The following is a 15,706-nucleotide window of genomic DNA, read 5'->3' on the forward strand; positions in this document are numbered from 1 at the left end:
GACGGATAAACAAAACCCGCCTTGCGGCGGGTTGCTGCTTTGGGAAAAGAGCGTGCGTCAACCCACCATTCGATGAATGGTGGGAATAATCGACATGTTGCAGGCGCGGGCTTTTTCCATGGATCGCGCCTAACGCGCCCCGCTCCCACCGGCAAGTTTGCGACCGTCGCAAAGGGCAGTTTAGCATCGGCAACAGAAAAGCCCGCCAAGATGACGGGCTTTCAGTTTCCTTGAGTGCGTCTATCGCGTGGCGGTTAGCCCTCAGATTCGGCAGGCGTTTCCGGCACGCCATTGTCGACGGCAGCCTCCTCACCTTCGTCTTCGCCGTCCGGCTCGCTGATGCGCTCGACCGAAACGACCTTCTCGTCCTTGGCGGTCGAGAAGATGGTGACGCCCTTGGTGGCGCGGCTCGCAAGCCGGACGCCATTGATCGGAACGCGGATCAACTGGCCGCCATCGGAGACGAGCATGATCTGGTCGTTGTCGTCGATCGGGAAGGCTGCGACCAGCTGGCCGATTTCCGCGGTCCGCGACGTGTCGGTGGCACGGATGCCCTTGCCGCCACGACCGGAGGTGCGGAAGTCGTAGGACGACGAGCGCTTGCCGAAGCCCTTGGCCGAGACCGTCAGCACGAACTGTTCGCGCGCCTTGAGCTCTTCGTAACGTTCGTTCGAAAGCTCGCCGCCATCGGTGACTTCCTCGCCAACCAGCGCGATTTCTTCCTCGTCGCCATTCGTTGCCCGACGCTCCGCGGCAGCACGCTTGAGATAGGCGGCGCGCTCCCACGGTTCGGCGTCGACATGGCCAAGGATCGCCATCGAGATGATGCGGTCGCCGTCGCCGAGGTTAATGCCGCGAACGCCGATCGAGTTGCGGCCGGCAAAGACGCGCACGTCGTCGACCGGGAAGCGGATGCACTGGCCGAGCGCCGTCGTCAGCATGACGTCGTCATGCTCCGTGCAGGTGTCGACGGACAGGATCTCGTCGCCCTCTTCCTCGAGCTTCATCGCGATCTTGCCGTTGCGGTTGACCTGGACAAAGTCCGACAGCTTGTTGCGGCGAACCGTGCCGCGGGTCGTCGAGAACATGACGTCGAGGTTTTCCCAGGTCGCCTCGTCCTCGGGCAGCGGCATGATCGTGGTGATGCGCTCGCCGGGCTCCAGCGGCAGCATGTTGATCAGCGCCTTGCCGCGCGATTGCGGCGTGCCGATCGGCAGGCGCCAGACCTTCTCCTTGTAGACGATGCCACGCGAAGAGAAGAACAGAACCGGCGTATGGGTGTTGGCGACGAATAGCCGGGTAACGAAATCCTCGTCCCTCGTCGCCATGCCCGAACGGCCCTTGCCGCCGCGGCGCTGCGCCCGGTAGGTGGTCAGCGGCACGCGCTTGATGTAGCCGAGATGCGAAACGGTCACGACCATGTCTTCGCGGGCGATGAGGTCCTCATCGTCCATATCCGGGCCGCCTTCCATGATCTCGGTGCGGCGCGGCGTGCCGAACTCGTCGCGGATGGCGATGAGCTCTTCCTTGACGATCGACATGATGCGCAGGCGCGACGACAGGATGTCGAGGTAATCCTTGATTTCCTCGCCGATCTTGTTGAGTTCGTCGCCGATTTCATCGCGGCCGAGCGCGGTCAGGCGCTGCAGGCGCAGGTCGAGGATGGCGCGGGCCTGCTCTTCCGAGAGGTTGTAGGTGCCGTCCTCGTTGATGCGGTGGCGCGGGTCGTCGATCAGGCGAATGAGGCTCTCGACATCATGGGCCGGCCAGCGGCGCTCCATAAGCTGCTCGCGTGCTGTCTGCGGGTCCGGCGCATGGCGGATGAGCTTGATGACTTCGTCGATATTGGCGACCGCGATGGCGAGACCGACGAGCACGTGAGCCCGGTCGCGCGCCTTGCGCAGCAGGTATTTCGTGCGCCGGCTAACGACTTCCTCGCGGAACGAAACGAAGGCCCTGAGCATGTCGAGCAGTGTCATGTGCTCGGGCTTGCCGCCGTTCAGCGCCACCATGTTGCAGCCGAAAGAGGTCTGCAGCGGCGTGTAGCGATAGAGCTGGTTCAGGATGACGTCGGCATTGGCGTCGCGCTTCAGTTCGATGACGACGCGATAGCCCTGACGGTCGGACTCGTCGCGCAGATCCGAGATGCCCTCGATGCGCTTTTCGCGCACCAGTTCGGCCATCTTCTCGATCATCGTCGCCTTGTTCACCTGGAACGGGATTTCGGTGATGATGATCTGCTCGCGGTCGCCGCGCATCGGCTCGATATGGGCGCGGCCGCGCATGATGACCGAGCCGCGGCCGGTCTCGTAAGCCGAGCGGATGCCGGAGCGGCCGAGGATCAGCGCGCCGGTCGGGAAGTCCGGACCCGGGATGATTTCCATCAGTTCCGGCAATTCGATCGCCGGATTGTCGATCAGCGCGGCGCAGCCGTTGATGACTTCGACCAGATTGTGCGGCGGGATGTTCGTCGCCATGCCGACGGCGATGCCGCCGGCGCCGTTGACGAGCAGGTTCGGGAACTTCGCGGGAACGACGGCCGGCTCCTGCAGGGTGCCGTCATAGTTGTCGCGGAAGTCGACGGTTTCCTTGTCGAGATCGTCGAGCAGCGAGTGCGCCGCCTTCTGCAGGCGGCATTCGGTGTAGCGCTCTGCCGCCGGCGGGTCGCCGTCGACGGAACCGAAGTTGCCCTGGCCGTCGATCAGCGGCAGGCGGAGAGACCAATCCTGCGCCATGCGCGCCAGCGCGTCGTAGATCGCGGCATTGCCGTGCGGGTGATACTTACCCATCACGTCCCCGGTGACGCGGGCGCATTTGACGTATTTCTTGTTCCAGTCGATGCCGAGCTCGCTCATGCCGTAGAGGATGCGGCGGTGCACGGGTTTCAGACCGTCACGCACGTCGGGAAGCGCGCGGCTGACGATGACGCTCATCGCGTAATCGAGATAGGACCGCTGCATTTCCTCGATGATGGAAATCGGCTCGATGCCTGGCGGAGTTTTTCCGCCGCCGGGAGTGCTTTGCTCAGTCAATGGTGATCACGATCTTTGTTCAGAATCAGTCGGATATTTATAGCGGATTGCCACCGGAATCGCCAATTTGCGGCCCACGGCACCATTCGTCCGCCCAAGTGTGAAGATGTCACTGTAACGCTTTGATTCGCTGCATGATTCTCTCGGTGATCCAGATCCGGAGCCGACGAGCCATGCGGCAGTTGTGAACAGTCTTTTGCCGCCGGAGGAGGCTTTTCTAGGGCATTGCGCGGCAAATCGGAAGACCCCCGCCGCCAATCGCCGCGGCGCCGCGCATCTGCGGGCCGGTTGCCGCAAGGGATTGCTCATTAAGTCCTTGCTGAGACTTTGTTTGCCGCCCTCTTTCCAAGCGCTCGCGGCTTGCCTAACAATGCCCCCATGCCATCGGGAAAACCCGGGGCGAATCCGGAAGGGGAAACGGATGTTCAATATCGACCTCCTGGTCAATGCGCTCACCACGCTTCTCGTCACCCTCGATCCGCCCGGCCTCGCGCCGATCTTCCTGAGCCTGACGGTCGGCCTCAGCCGGCAGGAGCGCTTTCAGGTGGCCACGCGCGGCTCGCTGATCGCCTTCTTCATTCTCGCCGCCTTCGCGCTCTTCGGTAATGGCATCCTCGGTCTGCTCGGCATCTCGATCGGCGCCTTCCGCATCGCCGGCGGCCTGCTGCTTTTCTGGATCTCCTTCGAGATGATTTTCGAGAAGCGGCAGGAACGCAAGGAAAAGACCGGCGAGAACGCGACCGCCAAGGACCACATCCACAACATCGCGGTCTTCCCGCTCGCCCTGCCCTTGATTGCCGGGCCAGGCGCGATCTCGGCGACGATCCTGCTTGCCGGCTCGTTTCCGACGGCCGTGGAGCGCACACAGCTCATCATCGTCATCGCGCTGTCGATCTTGAGCCTCTTCCTGGCGCTCGTGATTGCCGAGCGCATCGACCGGTTTCTCGGCGTCACCGGCCGCGCCATCCTGACCCGCCTGCTCGGCGTCATCCTGGCGGCCCTTGCCGTCCAGTTCGTCGTCGATGGGGTCAAATCCGCCATGGCCCTCTAAGACGACGACCTGAAGTCATCGCGAGACGACGGCGGCTTCCTCCGAATAAACAGAAGCGCCGTGCCCAAACGGACACGGCGCCTGAAACAGTGCGAGTTGGCCGCAACAATCAGAACGGAATGTCGTCGTCCATGTCGCGCGAGAAGCCGCCGCCCTGGCCCTGGCCACCCTGGCCGCCGGAGCGTCCGCCGCCGGACGACTGGCGCGGCTGATCGTAATCGTCGTAACCGCCGCCGCCACCGCCGTAGCTGCTGCCGCCGAAGTCGCTGCCGCCACCGCGGCTGACGCCGGAGCCGCCGCCCTCGCCGCGGCCGTCAAGCATCGTCAGCGTCGAGTTGAAGCCCTGCAGCACGACTTCCGTCGAGTAGCGGTCGTTGCCGTTCTGGTCCTGCCACTTGCGGGTCTGCAGTGCGCCTTCGATATAGAGCTTGGCGCCCTTCTTCACATATTGCTCGACGACCTTGCAGAGGCCCTCGTTGAAGACGACGACGGTGTGCCATTCGGTCTTCTCACGGCGCTCGCCGCTGTTGCGGTCGCGCCAGGTTTCCGAGGTTGCGATGCGCAGGTTGGCGATTGGCCGGCCGTCCTGCGTGCGCCGGATTTCCGGGTCTGCCCCGACATTTCCGATCAAGATTACCTTGTTGACGCTTCCAGCCATGTTGCTTTTCCCGTGGTTTCACCGCGCCTTAGGCCCGGCTTGGAATTTCAAGAGCGCGCATCTTAGCGGCCAGATGCCGCCGATACGCCCCGCCTCGCACATAATCCACAACAGTTTTGGTCGTTTTATGGGCGTTTTGTTCTTTATTTGTTCTAGTATTCGGCTATGATCCTGTCAACCGACTCGAATTGGCCGCCTCTTTTGCCGATTGCGCCTCGACATGGGCGTTAGCGTCATTACATAGGGGGCTTTCAACCGACATGCAAAAGCTGGCTTCCGATGAGTGAACTCAAGACCATCTCCATTCGTGGTGCGCGCGAGCACAATCTGAAAGGCATCGACCTCGATCTGCCGCGCAACAAGCTGATCGTGATGACCGGCCTATCCGGCTCCGGCAAGTCCTCGCTCGCCTTCGATACGATCTATGCCGAAGGACAGCGCCGCTATGTCGAGAGCCTGTCGGCCTATGCGCGCCAGTTCCTCGAGATGATGCAGAAGCCGGATGTCGACCAGATCGACGGCCTGTCGCCGGCGATTTCGATCGAACAGAAGACGACCTCGCGCAACCCGCGTTCGACGGTCGGCACGGTCACCGAAATCTACGACTATATGCGCCTGCTCTTCGCGCGCGTCGGCGTGCCCTATTCGCCGGCGACGGGGCTTCCGATCGAGAGCCAGACGATCAGCCAGATGGTCGATCGGGTGCTGGAGTTCGGCGAAGGCACGCGCCTTTATATCCTCGCGCCGCTCGTTCGCGGCCGCAAGGGCGAGTACAAGAAGGAACTCGCCGAGCTGATGAAGAAGGGCTTTCAGCGCGTCAAGGTCGACGGCACCTTTTACGAGATCGCCGAAGTTCCGGCGCTCGACAAGAAGTACAAGCACGACATCGACGTCGTGGTCGACCGCGTCGTCGTGCGGCCGGACCTCGCCTCGCGCCTCGCCGACAGCATCGAGACCTGCCTGACGCTCGCCGACGGGCTTGCCATTGCCGAATTCGCCGACAAGCCGCTGCCGCCGGCAGAAACGGCTGCAGGCGGCTCGGCCAACAAGTCGCTGAACGAGACCCACGAGCGCGTGCTGTTTTCTGAAAAATTTGCCTGCCCGGTCTCCGGTTTCACCATCCCGGAGATCGAGCCGCGCCTGTTCTCGTTCAACAATCCCTTCGGCGCCTGCCCGACCTGTGACGGGCTCGGCAGCCAGCAGAAGATCGACGTGGCGTTGATCGTTCCGGAGGAGCACAGGACCTTGCGTGACGGCGCGATCGCGCCTTGGGCCAAGTCCTCGTCTCCCTATTACAACCAGACGCTGGAAGCGCTCGGCAAGGCCTTCGGCTTCAAGCTCGGCAACCGCTGGAACGAACTGTCGTCGGCTGCGCAGAATGCGATCCTTCACGGAACGGAAGAGAAAATCGTCTTCCACTATGAGGACGGCGCCCGCTCCTACAACACCACCAAGAATTTCGAAGGCATCGTGCCAAATCTCGAGCGCCGGTGGAAGGAAACCGACAGCGCCTGGGCGCGCGAAGAGATCGAGCGCTACATGTCGGCCGCGCCCTGCCCGGCCTGCGCCGGTTTCCGCCTGAAGCCCGAGGCGCTGGCGGTCAAGATCGACAAGCTGCATATCGGTCAGGTCACCGAGATGTCGATCCGCGTTGCGCGCGACTGGTTCGAGGCTCTGCCGGCGCATCTCAATACCAAGCAGAACGAAATCGCCGTCCGCATCCTCAAGGAGATCCGCGACCGTCTGCGCTTCCTCAACGATGTCGGCCTCGAATATCTCAGCCTGTCGCGCAACTCCGGAACGCTCTCGGGTGGTGAAAGCCAGCGTATCCGGCTTGCCTCGCAGATCGGCTCGGGCCTCACTGGCGTGCTCTACGTGCTCGACGAACCGTCGATCGGCCTGCACCAGCGCGACAACGCCCGCCTGCTCGAAACGCTCCGCCATCTCCGCGACATCGGCAATACCGTGATCGTCGTCGAGCACGACGAGGACGCGATCCTGACGGCCGACTATGTCGTCGACATCGGCCCGGCCGCGGGTATCCATGGCGGCGAGGTCATCGCGCAAGGATCCCCATCGGACATCATGGCCAATCCGAAATCGCTCACCGGCAAGTATCTTTCCGGCGAGCTTTCGGTCGCGGTTCCGTCAGAACGTCGGAAGCCGAAGAAGAAAAAGGAAATCACCGTTGTTGGCGCACGCGCCAACAACCTGAAGAACGTCACCGCCTCGATCCCGCTCGGCGTCTTCACCGCCGTGACCGGTGTGTCCGGCGGCGGCAAGTCGACCTTCCTGATCGAAACGCTCTACAAGGCCGCTGCCCGCCGCATCATGGGCGCGCGCGAGAACCCGGCGGAGCATGACCGCATCGATGGCTTCGAGCATATCGACAAGGTGATCGACATCGACCAGTCGCCGATCGGCCGCACGCCGCGCTCCAACCCGGCGACCTATACCGGCGCCTTCACGCCGATCCGCGATTGGTTCGCCGGTCTGCCGGAGGCAAAGGCGCGCGGCTACCAGCCGGGCCGCTTCTCCTTCAACGTCAAGGGTGGCCGCTGCGAGGCCTGCCAGGGCGACGGCGTCATCAAGATCGAGATGCACTTCCTGCCGGATGTCTACGTCACCTGCGATGTCTGCCACGGCAAGCGTTACAACCGCGAAACGCTCGACGTGCACTTCAAGGGCAAGTCCATTGCCGACGTGCTCGACATGACGGTCGAGGAAGGCGTGGAGTTCTTTGCCGCCGTCCCCGCCGTGCGCGACAAGCTGGTGACGCTGAACCAGGTGGGCCTCGGCTACATCAAGGTCGGGCAGCAGGCAAACACGCTTTCAGGCGGTGAAGCCCAGCGCGTTAAGCTGGCGAAGGAACTGTCGAAGCGCTCCACCGGCCGGACGCTCTATATTCTCGACGAGCCGACGACCGGCTTGCATTTCCACGACGTAGCCAAGCTTCTTGAAGTTCTGCATGAACTCGTGAACCAGGGCAATTCCGTCGTCGTCATCGAGCATAATCTTGAGGTCATCAAGACCGCCGACTGGATCATCGACTTCGGTCCCGAGGGTGGCGATGGCGGCGGCGAGGTCATCGCCAAGGGCACGCCTGAGGAGGTGGTCAAGGAGAAGCGCTCCTATACCGGCCAGTTCCTGAAGGAGCTTCTCGAGCGCCGGCCGATGAAGAAGGTCGAGGCGGCGGAGTGATCGCCTCGACGCCGATCGGCGACCACAAGGAGTGATCGCGGATGATGCGGCCTGCTCGTCTGGAGGATCTGGCTGCTGTGCAAGGCCTGACCGAGGCGGCCTACGAGCCCTACCGGGCGCTTCTTGGCGGGCCGCCGCTCCCGGTCACCGAGGACTACGGCCCACGCATTGTCAGCGGCGAGGTTTGGCTTCGGGAGCGAGATGAAGTTGTCATCGCGCTGGCCGTCTTCGAGCGGCACGCCGATCACCTGCTGATCTTCAGCATTGCCGTCGCCCCAGCTTTTCAGGGCCAAGGGCTCGGTATCGAGCTCCTGCAGTTCCTGGAGAGCAAGGCGGCCGAGTGGGGCTTGCCGGAGGTGCGGCTCTATACCAATTCACGCATGGAGCGAAACATCGCGCTCTATCGCGCCTATGGATTTCAAGAAACGGGTCGCAGACCCAATCCCTATCGTCCAGGGTGGACGCTCGTGGACATGACGAAATCGATCAAGGACTGAAAAGCACGCGGTCAAGCGATGACCGTTGTCGAGGAGGATGGCATGGCAAAATCCGGAAAGATCCGCGTTGGTATCGGCGGCTGGACCTTCGAGCCCTGGGAGGGCACCTTCTATCCGAGCGGGCTGGCGAAGAAGCGCCAGCTCGAATACGCAAGCAAACAGCTTCGCGCGATCGAGGTGAACGGCACCTATTACTCCTCGCAAAAGCCCGAGACCTTCGCCAAATGGGCCTCCGAAGTACCTGAGGATTTCATCTTTTCGTTGAAGGCGAGCCGCTTCGTCACCAACCGCAAGGTTCTCTCGGAAGCCGGTGAATCCATGGAGCGATTCCTGACGCAGGGCTTGACCGAGCTCGGACCCCATCTCGGGCCGATCCTCTGGCAGTTCGCGCCGACGAAGAAGTTCGAACCCGACGACTTCGAGGGTTTCCTGAAACTTCTGCCGGCAAAGCAGGATGGGCTTGCGCTGCGCCATGTGGTCGAGGTCCGCAATCCCACCTTCCAGGTTCCGGAATTCGTGGCGCTGCTGGAGAAATACGGCGTTGCCGTGGTGCTCGCCGAACATGCGGATTATCCGATGATCGCCGACGTTACCGCCGATTTCGTCTATCTCCGCCTGCAGAAGGGCAGCGACGACATCGAGACCTGTTATGCGGCCGACAAGCTCGACCTCTGGGCCGAGCGCGCCAAGGCCTTCGCAAGCGGCGACGAGCCGAACGGGCTCGACAAGAGCGCTCCGGAGCGCAAGGCCGCGAAGGAGCCGCGCGACGTGTTCGCCTACTTCATCACCGAGGGCAAGGTGAATGCGCCGAACGGTGCCCGTGAGTTGCAGAAGCGTGTCGATTGAGGTCCAAGGCGGGGATCAGTGCACGCGCCTGATCCCGCTCACCCGTTACCAACCTACCAGTCCTTGTGCCGCGCCAGCGTCACCGACGATCAGCGAGGCTGGAACAGCCGTTTCCAGCGGTGTCGGCGTTTCGCTGCGGGAACCCAAAAGGCCAACGGCCTCAAGGCGCAAGACGCGAATCACGACGCCCACCCCACATCGCTTCCGCAAGTGCAACCGAGGGTACCGTTGGGGATGGTATTTATGCAGTTTTTTACCCGTCAATTTTTTGATTTCGCGCTGACCGTTGCGGCAGTCTCACAGGCAACCTCTGGAAGTGCCTGATTTTCATGGTGTTGACCGATGTCCCCGTTTTCCACAGTCGGTCCACACAACATCTAGCGCCCAAACTTCCGTCACAAACCACCCCTTGACGCCCCCGGACGATTCACGGTTAATGGATTTCACGTTGCGACGGCGGCGGACCGGATTGTTTAGCGCCCGGTTCATCTCACCAAATCGTCGGTTCTGACAGGCGGCAGTCATGGATTTCACCATGCGGTCGCCGTGAGGATTTTTGTGCGATCTTTGTGGCCCGCTTGAGCAACATTTGGCTGGCATAAATCAGCTGTTAACACTATATTTAGTGCTTGCAGTCAGCCTATCTCACAAGATACAGGGTCACCCAGTTATGGGTTTCTCTCCAAGGACGGAAGCTGAGACTGGCTGCGGGATGCCCCTCGCGGCCGGGCGGGGACAATTGCGCCTGTGGCGGGCGCTAGGCAACACGAAGGACCAGGGACAATGAAGATCGAACGTCGTTTCACCAAGGCCGGGCAATCCGCCTATGCGGAGATCGAATTCCGCAAGGCTACGAGTGAGATCAAGAACCCCGATGGTTCGATCGTTTTCCGCCTTGCCGATATCGACGTTCCGGCGCAATTCAGCCAGGTCGCTGCCGACATTCTCGCCCAGAAGTATTTCCGCAAGGCTGGCGTGCCCGCCAAGATGAAGCGCGTCGAGGAGAACGATGTCCCCTCCTTCCTCTGGCGCTCGGTTCCCGATCAGGATGCGCTGAAGGCGCTGCCGAAGGAAGAACAGTACGGTTCCGAAACCGATGCCCGCCAGGTCTTCGATCGCCTGGCCGGCACCTGGGCCTATTGGGGCTGGAAGGGCGGCTATTTCGACACGGAAGAAGACGCCTCTGCCTTCCAGGACGAACTCGCCTATATGCTCGCCACCCAGCGCGTTGCGCCGAACTCGCCGCAATGGTTCAACACCGGCCTGCACTGGGCCTACGGCATTGACGGCCCCGGCCAGGGCCACTTCTATGTCGACCCCTTCACCGGCAAGCTGACGAAGTCCAAGTCCGCCTACGAGCACCCGCAGCCGCATGCCTGCTTCATCCAGTCGGTTGCCGACGATCTCGTCAACGAAGGCGGCATCATGGACCTCTGGGTGCGCGAAGCGCGCCTGTTCAAGTATGGCTCCGGCACCGGCTCCAACTTCTCGCATCTGCGCAGCGAAGGCGAAAAGCTCTCGGGCGGCGGCAAGTCCTCGGGTCTGATGTCGTTCCTGAAGATCGGCGACCGCGCCGCCGGCGCCATCAAGTCGGGCGGCACCACCCGTCGCGCCGCCAAGATGGTCGTCGTCGACATCGACCATCCGGATATCGAGGAATACATCAACTGGAAGGTCAAGGAAGAGCAGAAGGTTGCCGCCCTCGTCACCGGTTCCAAGGTCGTCGCCAAGCACCTGAAGGCGATCATGAAGGCCTGCGTCAACTGCGACGGCACCGACGACGCCTGCTATGACCCGAAGCAGAACCCGGCGCTGAAGCGCGAGATCCGCGCCGCCAAGCAGGCCCTGGTTCCGGAAAACTACGTCCAGCGTGTCATCCAGTTCGCCAAGCAGGGCTACAAGGATCTCGAATTCAAGACCTACGACACCGATTGGGATTCGGAAGCCTACCTCACGGTTTCGGGGCAGAACTCCAACAACTCGGTCTCGATCAAGGACGACTTCCTGCGCGCCGTCGAGGCTGATGGCGACTGGCACCTGACCGCCCGCAAGGACGGCCGTGTCCTGAAGACGCTGAAGGCCCGTGACCTCTGGGAGTCGATCTCCTACGCCGCCTGGGCATCGGCCGATCCGGGCCTGCACTTCAACACGACGATGAACGACTGGCACACGAGCCCGGCCGCCGGCCCGATCCGCGCGTCGAACCCGTGCTCGGAATACATGTTCCTCGACGACACCGCCTGCAACCTCGCCTCGCTGAACCTGATGATGTTCAAGGATGCGGCGACCAAGCGCATCAACATCGCCGACTACGAACATGCCGTCCGCCTGTGGACCATCGTTCTCGAAGTCTCGGTGATGATGGCGCAGTTCCCGTCCCGCGAGATTGCCGAACTCTCCTACGAATACCGCACGCTCGGCCTCGGCTACGCCAATATCGGCGGCCTGCTGATGTCCTCGGGCATCCCCTATGACAGCGCCGAAGGCCGCGCCATCGCCGGTGCCCTCACCGCGATCATGACCGGTATCTCCTACGCCACGTCGGCCGAGATGGCTGAGAAGCTCGGCCCGTTCCCGGGCTTTGCACCGAACCGCGAAAACATGCTGCGCGTCATCCGCAACCACCGCCGCGCCGCCTATGGCGAGACGACCGGTTACGAGGCGCTCTCGGTCAACCCGGTCGCCCTCATCCACTCGGACAGCCCGGATCAGGACCTGATCATCCACGCCATGAGTGCCTGGGACAAGGCGCTGGAACTCGGCGAGAAGCACGGTTACCGCAACGCCCAGGCGACCGTGATCGCGCCGACCGGCACGATCGGCCTCGTCATGGACTGCGACACGACCGGCATCGAGCCCGACTTCGCGCTGGTCAAGTTCAAGAAGCTCGCCGGCGGCGGCTACTTCAAGATCATTAACCGCGCGGTTCCGGAAGCGCTGCGCTCGCTCGGCTATAGCGAAAGCCAGATCGCCGAGATCGAAGCCTACGCCGTCGGCCACGGCAACCTGAACCAGGCGCCGGCGATCAACCCGACGACGCTGAAGGCCAAGGGCTTCACCGACGAGAAGGTGGAAGCCGTCAACGCCGCGCTGAAGAGCGCCTTCGACATCAAGTTCGTCTTCAACCAGTGGACACTCGGCGCCGACTTCCTCAAGGGCACGCTGAAGGTCACCGACGAGCAGCTCGGCGCGATGGACTTCAACCTGCTGGAGCACATGGGCTTCTCCAGGAAGGACATCGAGGCCGCCAACATCCACGTCTGCGGCGCCATGACGCTCGAAGGCGCGCCGTTCCTGAAGAACGAGCACCTGCCGGTCTTCGATTGCGCCAACCCCTGCGGCAAGATCGGCAAGCGCTACCTTTCGGTCGAAAGCCACATCCGCATGATGGCGGCGGCCCAGCCGTTCATCTCGGGCGCGATCTCCAAGACGATCAACATGCCGAACGAGGCGACCGTCGAGGATTGCAAGAACGCCTACATGCTTTCCTGGAAGCTGGCGCTGAAGGCGAACGCGCTCTATCGCGACGGCTCGAAGCTGTCGCAGCCGCTGAACGCCTCGCTAATCGAGGACGACAGGGACGAGGATGCGCTGGAAGACCTGATCCAGGCGCCGGCCGCCGCCCAGGCCGTCACCATCACCGAAAAGATCGTCGAGCGCGTCATCGAGAAGGTGATCCGCGCCCGCGAAAAGCTGCCGAACCGCCGCCAGGGCTACACCCAGAAGGCCGTCGTCGGCGGTCACAAGGTGTATCTGCGCACCGGCGAATTCGGTGACGGCCGCCTCGGCGAGATCTTCATCGACATGCACAAGGAAGGGGCCGCCTTCCGTGCGATGATGAACAACTTCGCCATCGCCATCTCGCTCGGCCTGCAATACGGCGTTCCGCTCGAAGAATATGTGGAGGCCTTCACCTTCACCAAGTTCGAGCCGGCCGGCATGGTCCAGGGCAACGATGCGATCAAGAACGCGACGTCGATCCTCGACTACGTCTTCCGCGAACTGGCGGTCTCCTATCTCGGCCGTCACGACCTCGCCCATGTCGACACCTCCGACTTCGGCAACACCGCGCTTGGCAAGGGCATCCAGGAAGGCAAGACCAACCTGATCTCGACGGGCTGGACCCGCGGCTACAAGCCGACGATCGTCGGCGGCACGGCGGATCGTACGGCCAGTGAGCCCAAGGGCTCGTCCACGGCAGCCCCTGCCCGCGCTTCGTCCGGCGCGACGGTGACGGCAATTGCCGGCAACGCGGCCCGCAAGCTCGAGACGACTGCAGCGGTCGCCACCTCGGAAGTCGTCGCCTTCAAGCGCGACTATGAAGAGCGCGCCGCGGAACTGGCGGAAGAGATCGCCGGCGAAGTCGAGCAGGAAGTGACCGCCCTCTTCTCCGACAAGGCAGCCGCTGAAGCGGCATCGGCCAAGACGGATGCCAAGAAGGTGGAAGCCGAACGCCGCGCCCGCTCGATCATGCAGGGCTACACCGGCAACATGTGCACCGAGTGCCAGAACTTCACGATGGTGCGCAACGGCACCTGCGAGAAGTGCGACACCTGCGGCGCGACGAGCGGCTGCAGCTAAGGCTGATCGCAAACGAGTGTGTGTGGATGGGCTCCGTACAAATGTCACGGAGCCCACAATGTGAAACAGAATGAGCCGAAAAAATGTCGCGCGCTGCTCGGCAGGGGCGAGGTCGTGAGTTTGCGAATGGGGGCAGCATTCGTTTCAACAGTGGTGGCGTGTGTTCTGCAAGCGCTCGGCTATTCCGAGACCTGCACGCAAGGGGACACAGGTAGCTTCCAAGTCGGGGCAATGCTGAGCACCCCCTTTTTGATTATTCCGATAGCAATCTTTTGTTACTTCGGCTTCATGAGGCCGCGACCATACAAATGGTCCACGAAAGAGCTGGGATGTCATATAGGCACCTTCTGCGTATCATCTTTATTGCTCTTTATTAATAGAGACCTCGCTTGGGGTGTATTAGCTACAGGCGCTACTCCTTGCTACATCACATACGATTTTTCAGACTATAGTCTGCCGCAACTATTTTCAGGTGATTATAATATCGAAGACGTTCTTGTTGGTGTCGTCTATGGTGTTTTTCCTGCCATACTTATGACAGTGACAGCCCTAGCAACCTCTAAGAGATTAAGTCCGGTTTGATACCCCGAGTTTTGTTGATCGACGCGAAGGTGGCCGAGTCGTGACTCTGAGACCAACGCCACGATCGGCGGATGACCCGCCTCGCCCTCTTACATTCTGAACGGACCAAGGTCTGCTATGTTGCCCTTGCAAAGACCACAGATTTGTACATGATCCCACTTGGGATGGGGCCGTAGCTCAGTTGGGAGAGCGCCGCAATCGCACTGCGGAGGTCGAGGGTTCGACTCCCTTCGGCTCCACCAAGACTTAAGTGTCCGACCCGGAGACATAGGTGACAGTTTGTCCCTGAGACATGGGGACAGCCATATGCTCTCATAGTGAACGCTGGCGGAATGTGTCTTCGTCTAGAAGGTGCAGTTGGTCCCTGCCTTCTTGGAAATTGCATCGCGCGAACCGGTTGTCGAACAGCCGCGATAGGTTTACCTTACGCCTGCTGATGACGGTACCAAGGTCCTATTCGGGGTTGGATCGACATGCGCGTCAAAGATGTAATGACGACATCGGTCGTCAAGCTATCCCCTGACAACAGCGTCAGACAGGCAGCCCGGATCATGCTCGAAAATCACGTCAGCGGCCTCCCCGTCGTTGACGATGAAGGTCGTCTGGTGGGCTTGATCAGCGAGGGTGATCTCATCCGTCGGACCGAACTCGGGGGCGGCGTCCCGATAGTGGATGTGACGATAGCTGCCGATGAGCGCGCCAACGCTTATGTGCGGCGGTCTTCCTGGCGGGTCGGCGACGCGATGACGGCCGATCCGGTGACGATCGGTGAGGATGCGTCCGTGGCGCGTGTGGCCGCGGTGATGCAGGAGCGCGGCATCAAGCGCATTCCTGTCCTGAGAAATGGTGTCCTGGTCGGCATCGTCAGCCGCGCCGACCTGCTGCAGGCGCTTTTGCAAGCGAAACAGGACGAGACGGCCGCAGGCGATGAAGCCATCCGGCGCAGCATTCTCGTGCGCCTTGGCGAGAATACCGGTCTCGAAGGGCTGGATATAAAGGTCGCGGTGACCGACGGCATCGTCCATCTCTGGGGCAATGTGGAGACTGCCGAGTGCCGGAGAGCCGCACGGACCGTCGCGGAAAATGTCCGCGGCGTTCGGGCGGTGGTCGAGCATTTCTCGGAACCATATCCGCAATAGAGCGCATTTTGAAACCGCCGCGGCACGCAGGTGTCCGCGACGCTGAAATAGCAAGACGATCCTTGCCGCTGTCGTCCGAAGACAGGCGTTCCACCCTTCCGCCCGCCAACGGGAAACAG

The 15,706-nt window shown here is 61.9% G+C and carries 9 protein-coding genes and 1 tRNA gene; 8 read left to right on the plus strand and 2 right to left on the minus strand.

Translation table 11 applies throughout. The features are described 5' to 3' along the window. Window positions 1–254 precede the first annotated feature (254 nt). Window positions 255–3,032 carry a DNA gyrase subunit A gene (gene gyrA / locus ACQ5BM_RS20810; protein ID WP_429815328.1) on the minus strand — a complete coding sequence of 926 codons (2,778 nt, stop codon included), beginning with the start codon at window positions 3,030–3,032 and terminating at the stop codon, window positions 255–257. A gap of 421 nt (window positions 3,033–3,453) precedes the next feature. Between gyrA and ACQ5BM_RS20815 the strand changes: the two genes are divergently transcribed. Then, a complete protein-coding gene (locus ACQ5BM_RS20815; protein ID WP_173516555.1) occupies window positions 3,454–4,083 on the plus strand; it encodes a MarC family protein in 630 nt (209 codons plus the stop codon). A 109-nt stretch (window positions 4,084–4,192) separates the two neighbouring features. Here the strand turns inward: ACQ5BM_RS20815 and ACQ5BM_RS20820 are convergent, their stop codons facing one another. Next, window positions 4,193–4,741, minus strand: a complete 549-nt coding sequence (locus ACQ5BM_RS20820; RefSeq protein ID WP_429815331.1) for a single-stranded DNA-binding protein — start codon at window positions 4,739–4,741, stop codon at window positions 4,193–4,195. A 279-nt stretch (window positions 4,742–5,020) separates the two neighbouring features. On the opposite strand from ACQ5BM_RS20820, the gene uvrA reads away from it, so the two are divergent. The 7 genes from uvrA to ACQ5BM_RS20855 all read left to right on the plus strand — a co-directional run bounded on the left by uvrA (window position 5,021) and on the right by ACQ5BM_RS20855 (window position 15,587). After that, entirely contained in the window at window positions 5,021–7,942 is a 2,922-nt protein-coding gene (gene uvrA / locus ACQ5BM_RS20825; RefSeq protein WP_429815334.1) for an excinuclease ABC subunit UvrA, read from the plus strand. 44 nt (window positions 7,943–7,986) lie between these two features. Further along, window positions 7,987–8,439, plus strand: a complete 453-nt coding sequence (locus ACQ5BM_RS20830; RefSeq protein ID WP_429815946.1) for a GNAT family N-acetyltransferase — start codon at window positions 7,987–7,989, stop codon at window positions 8,437–8,439. Window positions 8,440–8,481: 42 nt separating this feature from the next. Beyond that, the gene (locus tag ACQ5BM_RS20835; RefSeq protein WP_429815337.1) at window positions 8,482–9,285 is read left to right on the plus strand and encodes a DUF72 domain-containing protein; all 804 of its coding nucleotides are present in this window, start codon (window positions 8,482–8,484) and stop codon (window positions 9,283–9,285) included. A gap of 783 nt (window positions 9,286–10,068) precedes the next feature. Beyond that, window positions 10,069–13,866, plus strand: coding sequence for a vitamin B12-dependent ribonucleotide reductase (locus ACQ5BM_RS20840; RefSeq protein WP_429815340.1), 3,798 nt, complete (start codon window positions 10,069–10,071; stop codon window positions 13,864–13,866). A 60-nt stretch (window positions 13,867–13,926) separates the two neighbouring features. Continuing rightward, window positions 13,927–14,448 carry a hypothetical protein gene (locus ACQ5BM_RS20845; protein ID WP_429815342.1) on the plus strand — a complete coding sequence of 174 codons (522 nt, stop codon included), beginning with the start codon at window positions 13,927–13,929 and terminating at the stop codon, window positions 14,446–14,448. A gap of 166 nt (window positions 14,449–14,614) precedes the next feature. Then, a tRNA-Ala gene (locus ACQ5BM_RS20850) sits at window positions 14,615–14,690 on the plus strand. A 231-nt stretch (window positions 14,691–14,921) separates the two neighbouring features. After that, window positions 14,922–15,587, plus strand: a complete 666-nt coding sequence (locus ACQ5BM_RS20855; RefSeq protein ID WP_429815344.1) for a CBS domain-containing protein — start codon at window positions 14,922–14,924, stop codon at window positions 15,585–15,587. Window positions 15,588–15,706 lie beyond the last annotated feature (119 nt).

This window comes from Ensifer sp. B1-9 (assembly GCF_050474445.1).
In the GTDB taxonomy this organism is placed as follows: Bacteria; Pseudomonadota; Alphaproteobacteria; order Rhizobiales; family Rhizobiaceae; genus Ensifer.

Coding starts and splice junctions, on each gene's coding strand:
- ACQ5BM_RS20815 (WP_173516555.1), top strand. CDS start 3,454: ATGTTCAATATCGACCTCCTGGTCAATGCGCTCACCACGCTTCTCGTC.
- ACQ5BM_RS20820 (WP_429815331.1), bottom strand. CDS start 4,741: ATGGCTGGAAGCGTCAACAAGGTAATCTTGATCGGAAATGTCGGGGCA.
- uvrA (WP_429815334.1), top strand. CDS start 5,021: ATGAGTGAACTCAAGACCATCTCCATTCGTGGTGCGCGCGAGCACAAT.
- ACQ5BM_RS20830 (WP_429815946.1), top strand. CDS start 7,987: ATGCGGCCTGCTCGTCTGGAGGATCTGGCTGCTGTGCAAGGCCTGACC.
- ACQ5BM_RS20835 (WP_429815337.1), top strand. CDS start 8,482: ATGGCAAAATCCGGAAAGATCCGCGTTGGTATCGGCGGCTGGACCTTC.
- ACQ5BM_RS20840 (WP_429815340.1), top strand. CDS start 10,069: ATGAAGATCGAACGTCGTTTCACCAAGGCCGGGCAATCCGCCTATGCG.
- ACQ5BM_RS20855 (WP_429815344.1), top strand. CDS start 14,922: ATGCGCGTCAAAGATGTAATGACGACATCGGTCGTCAAGCTATCCCCT.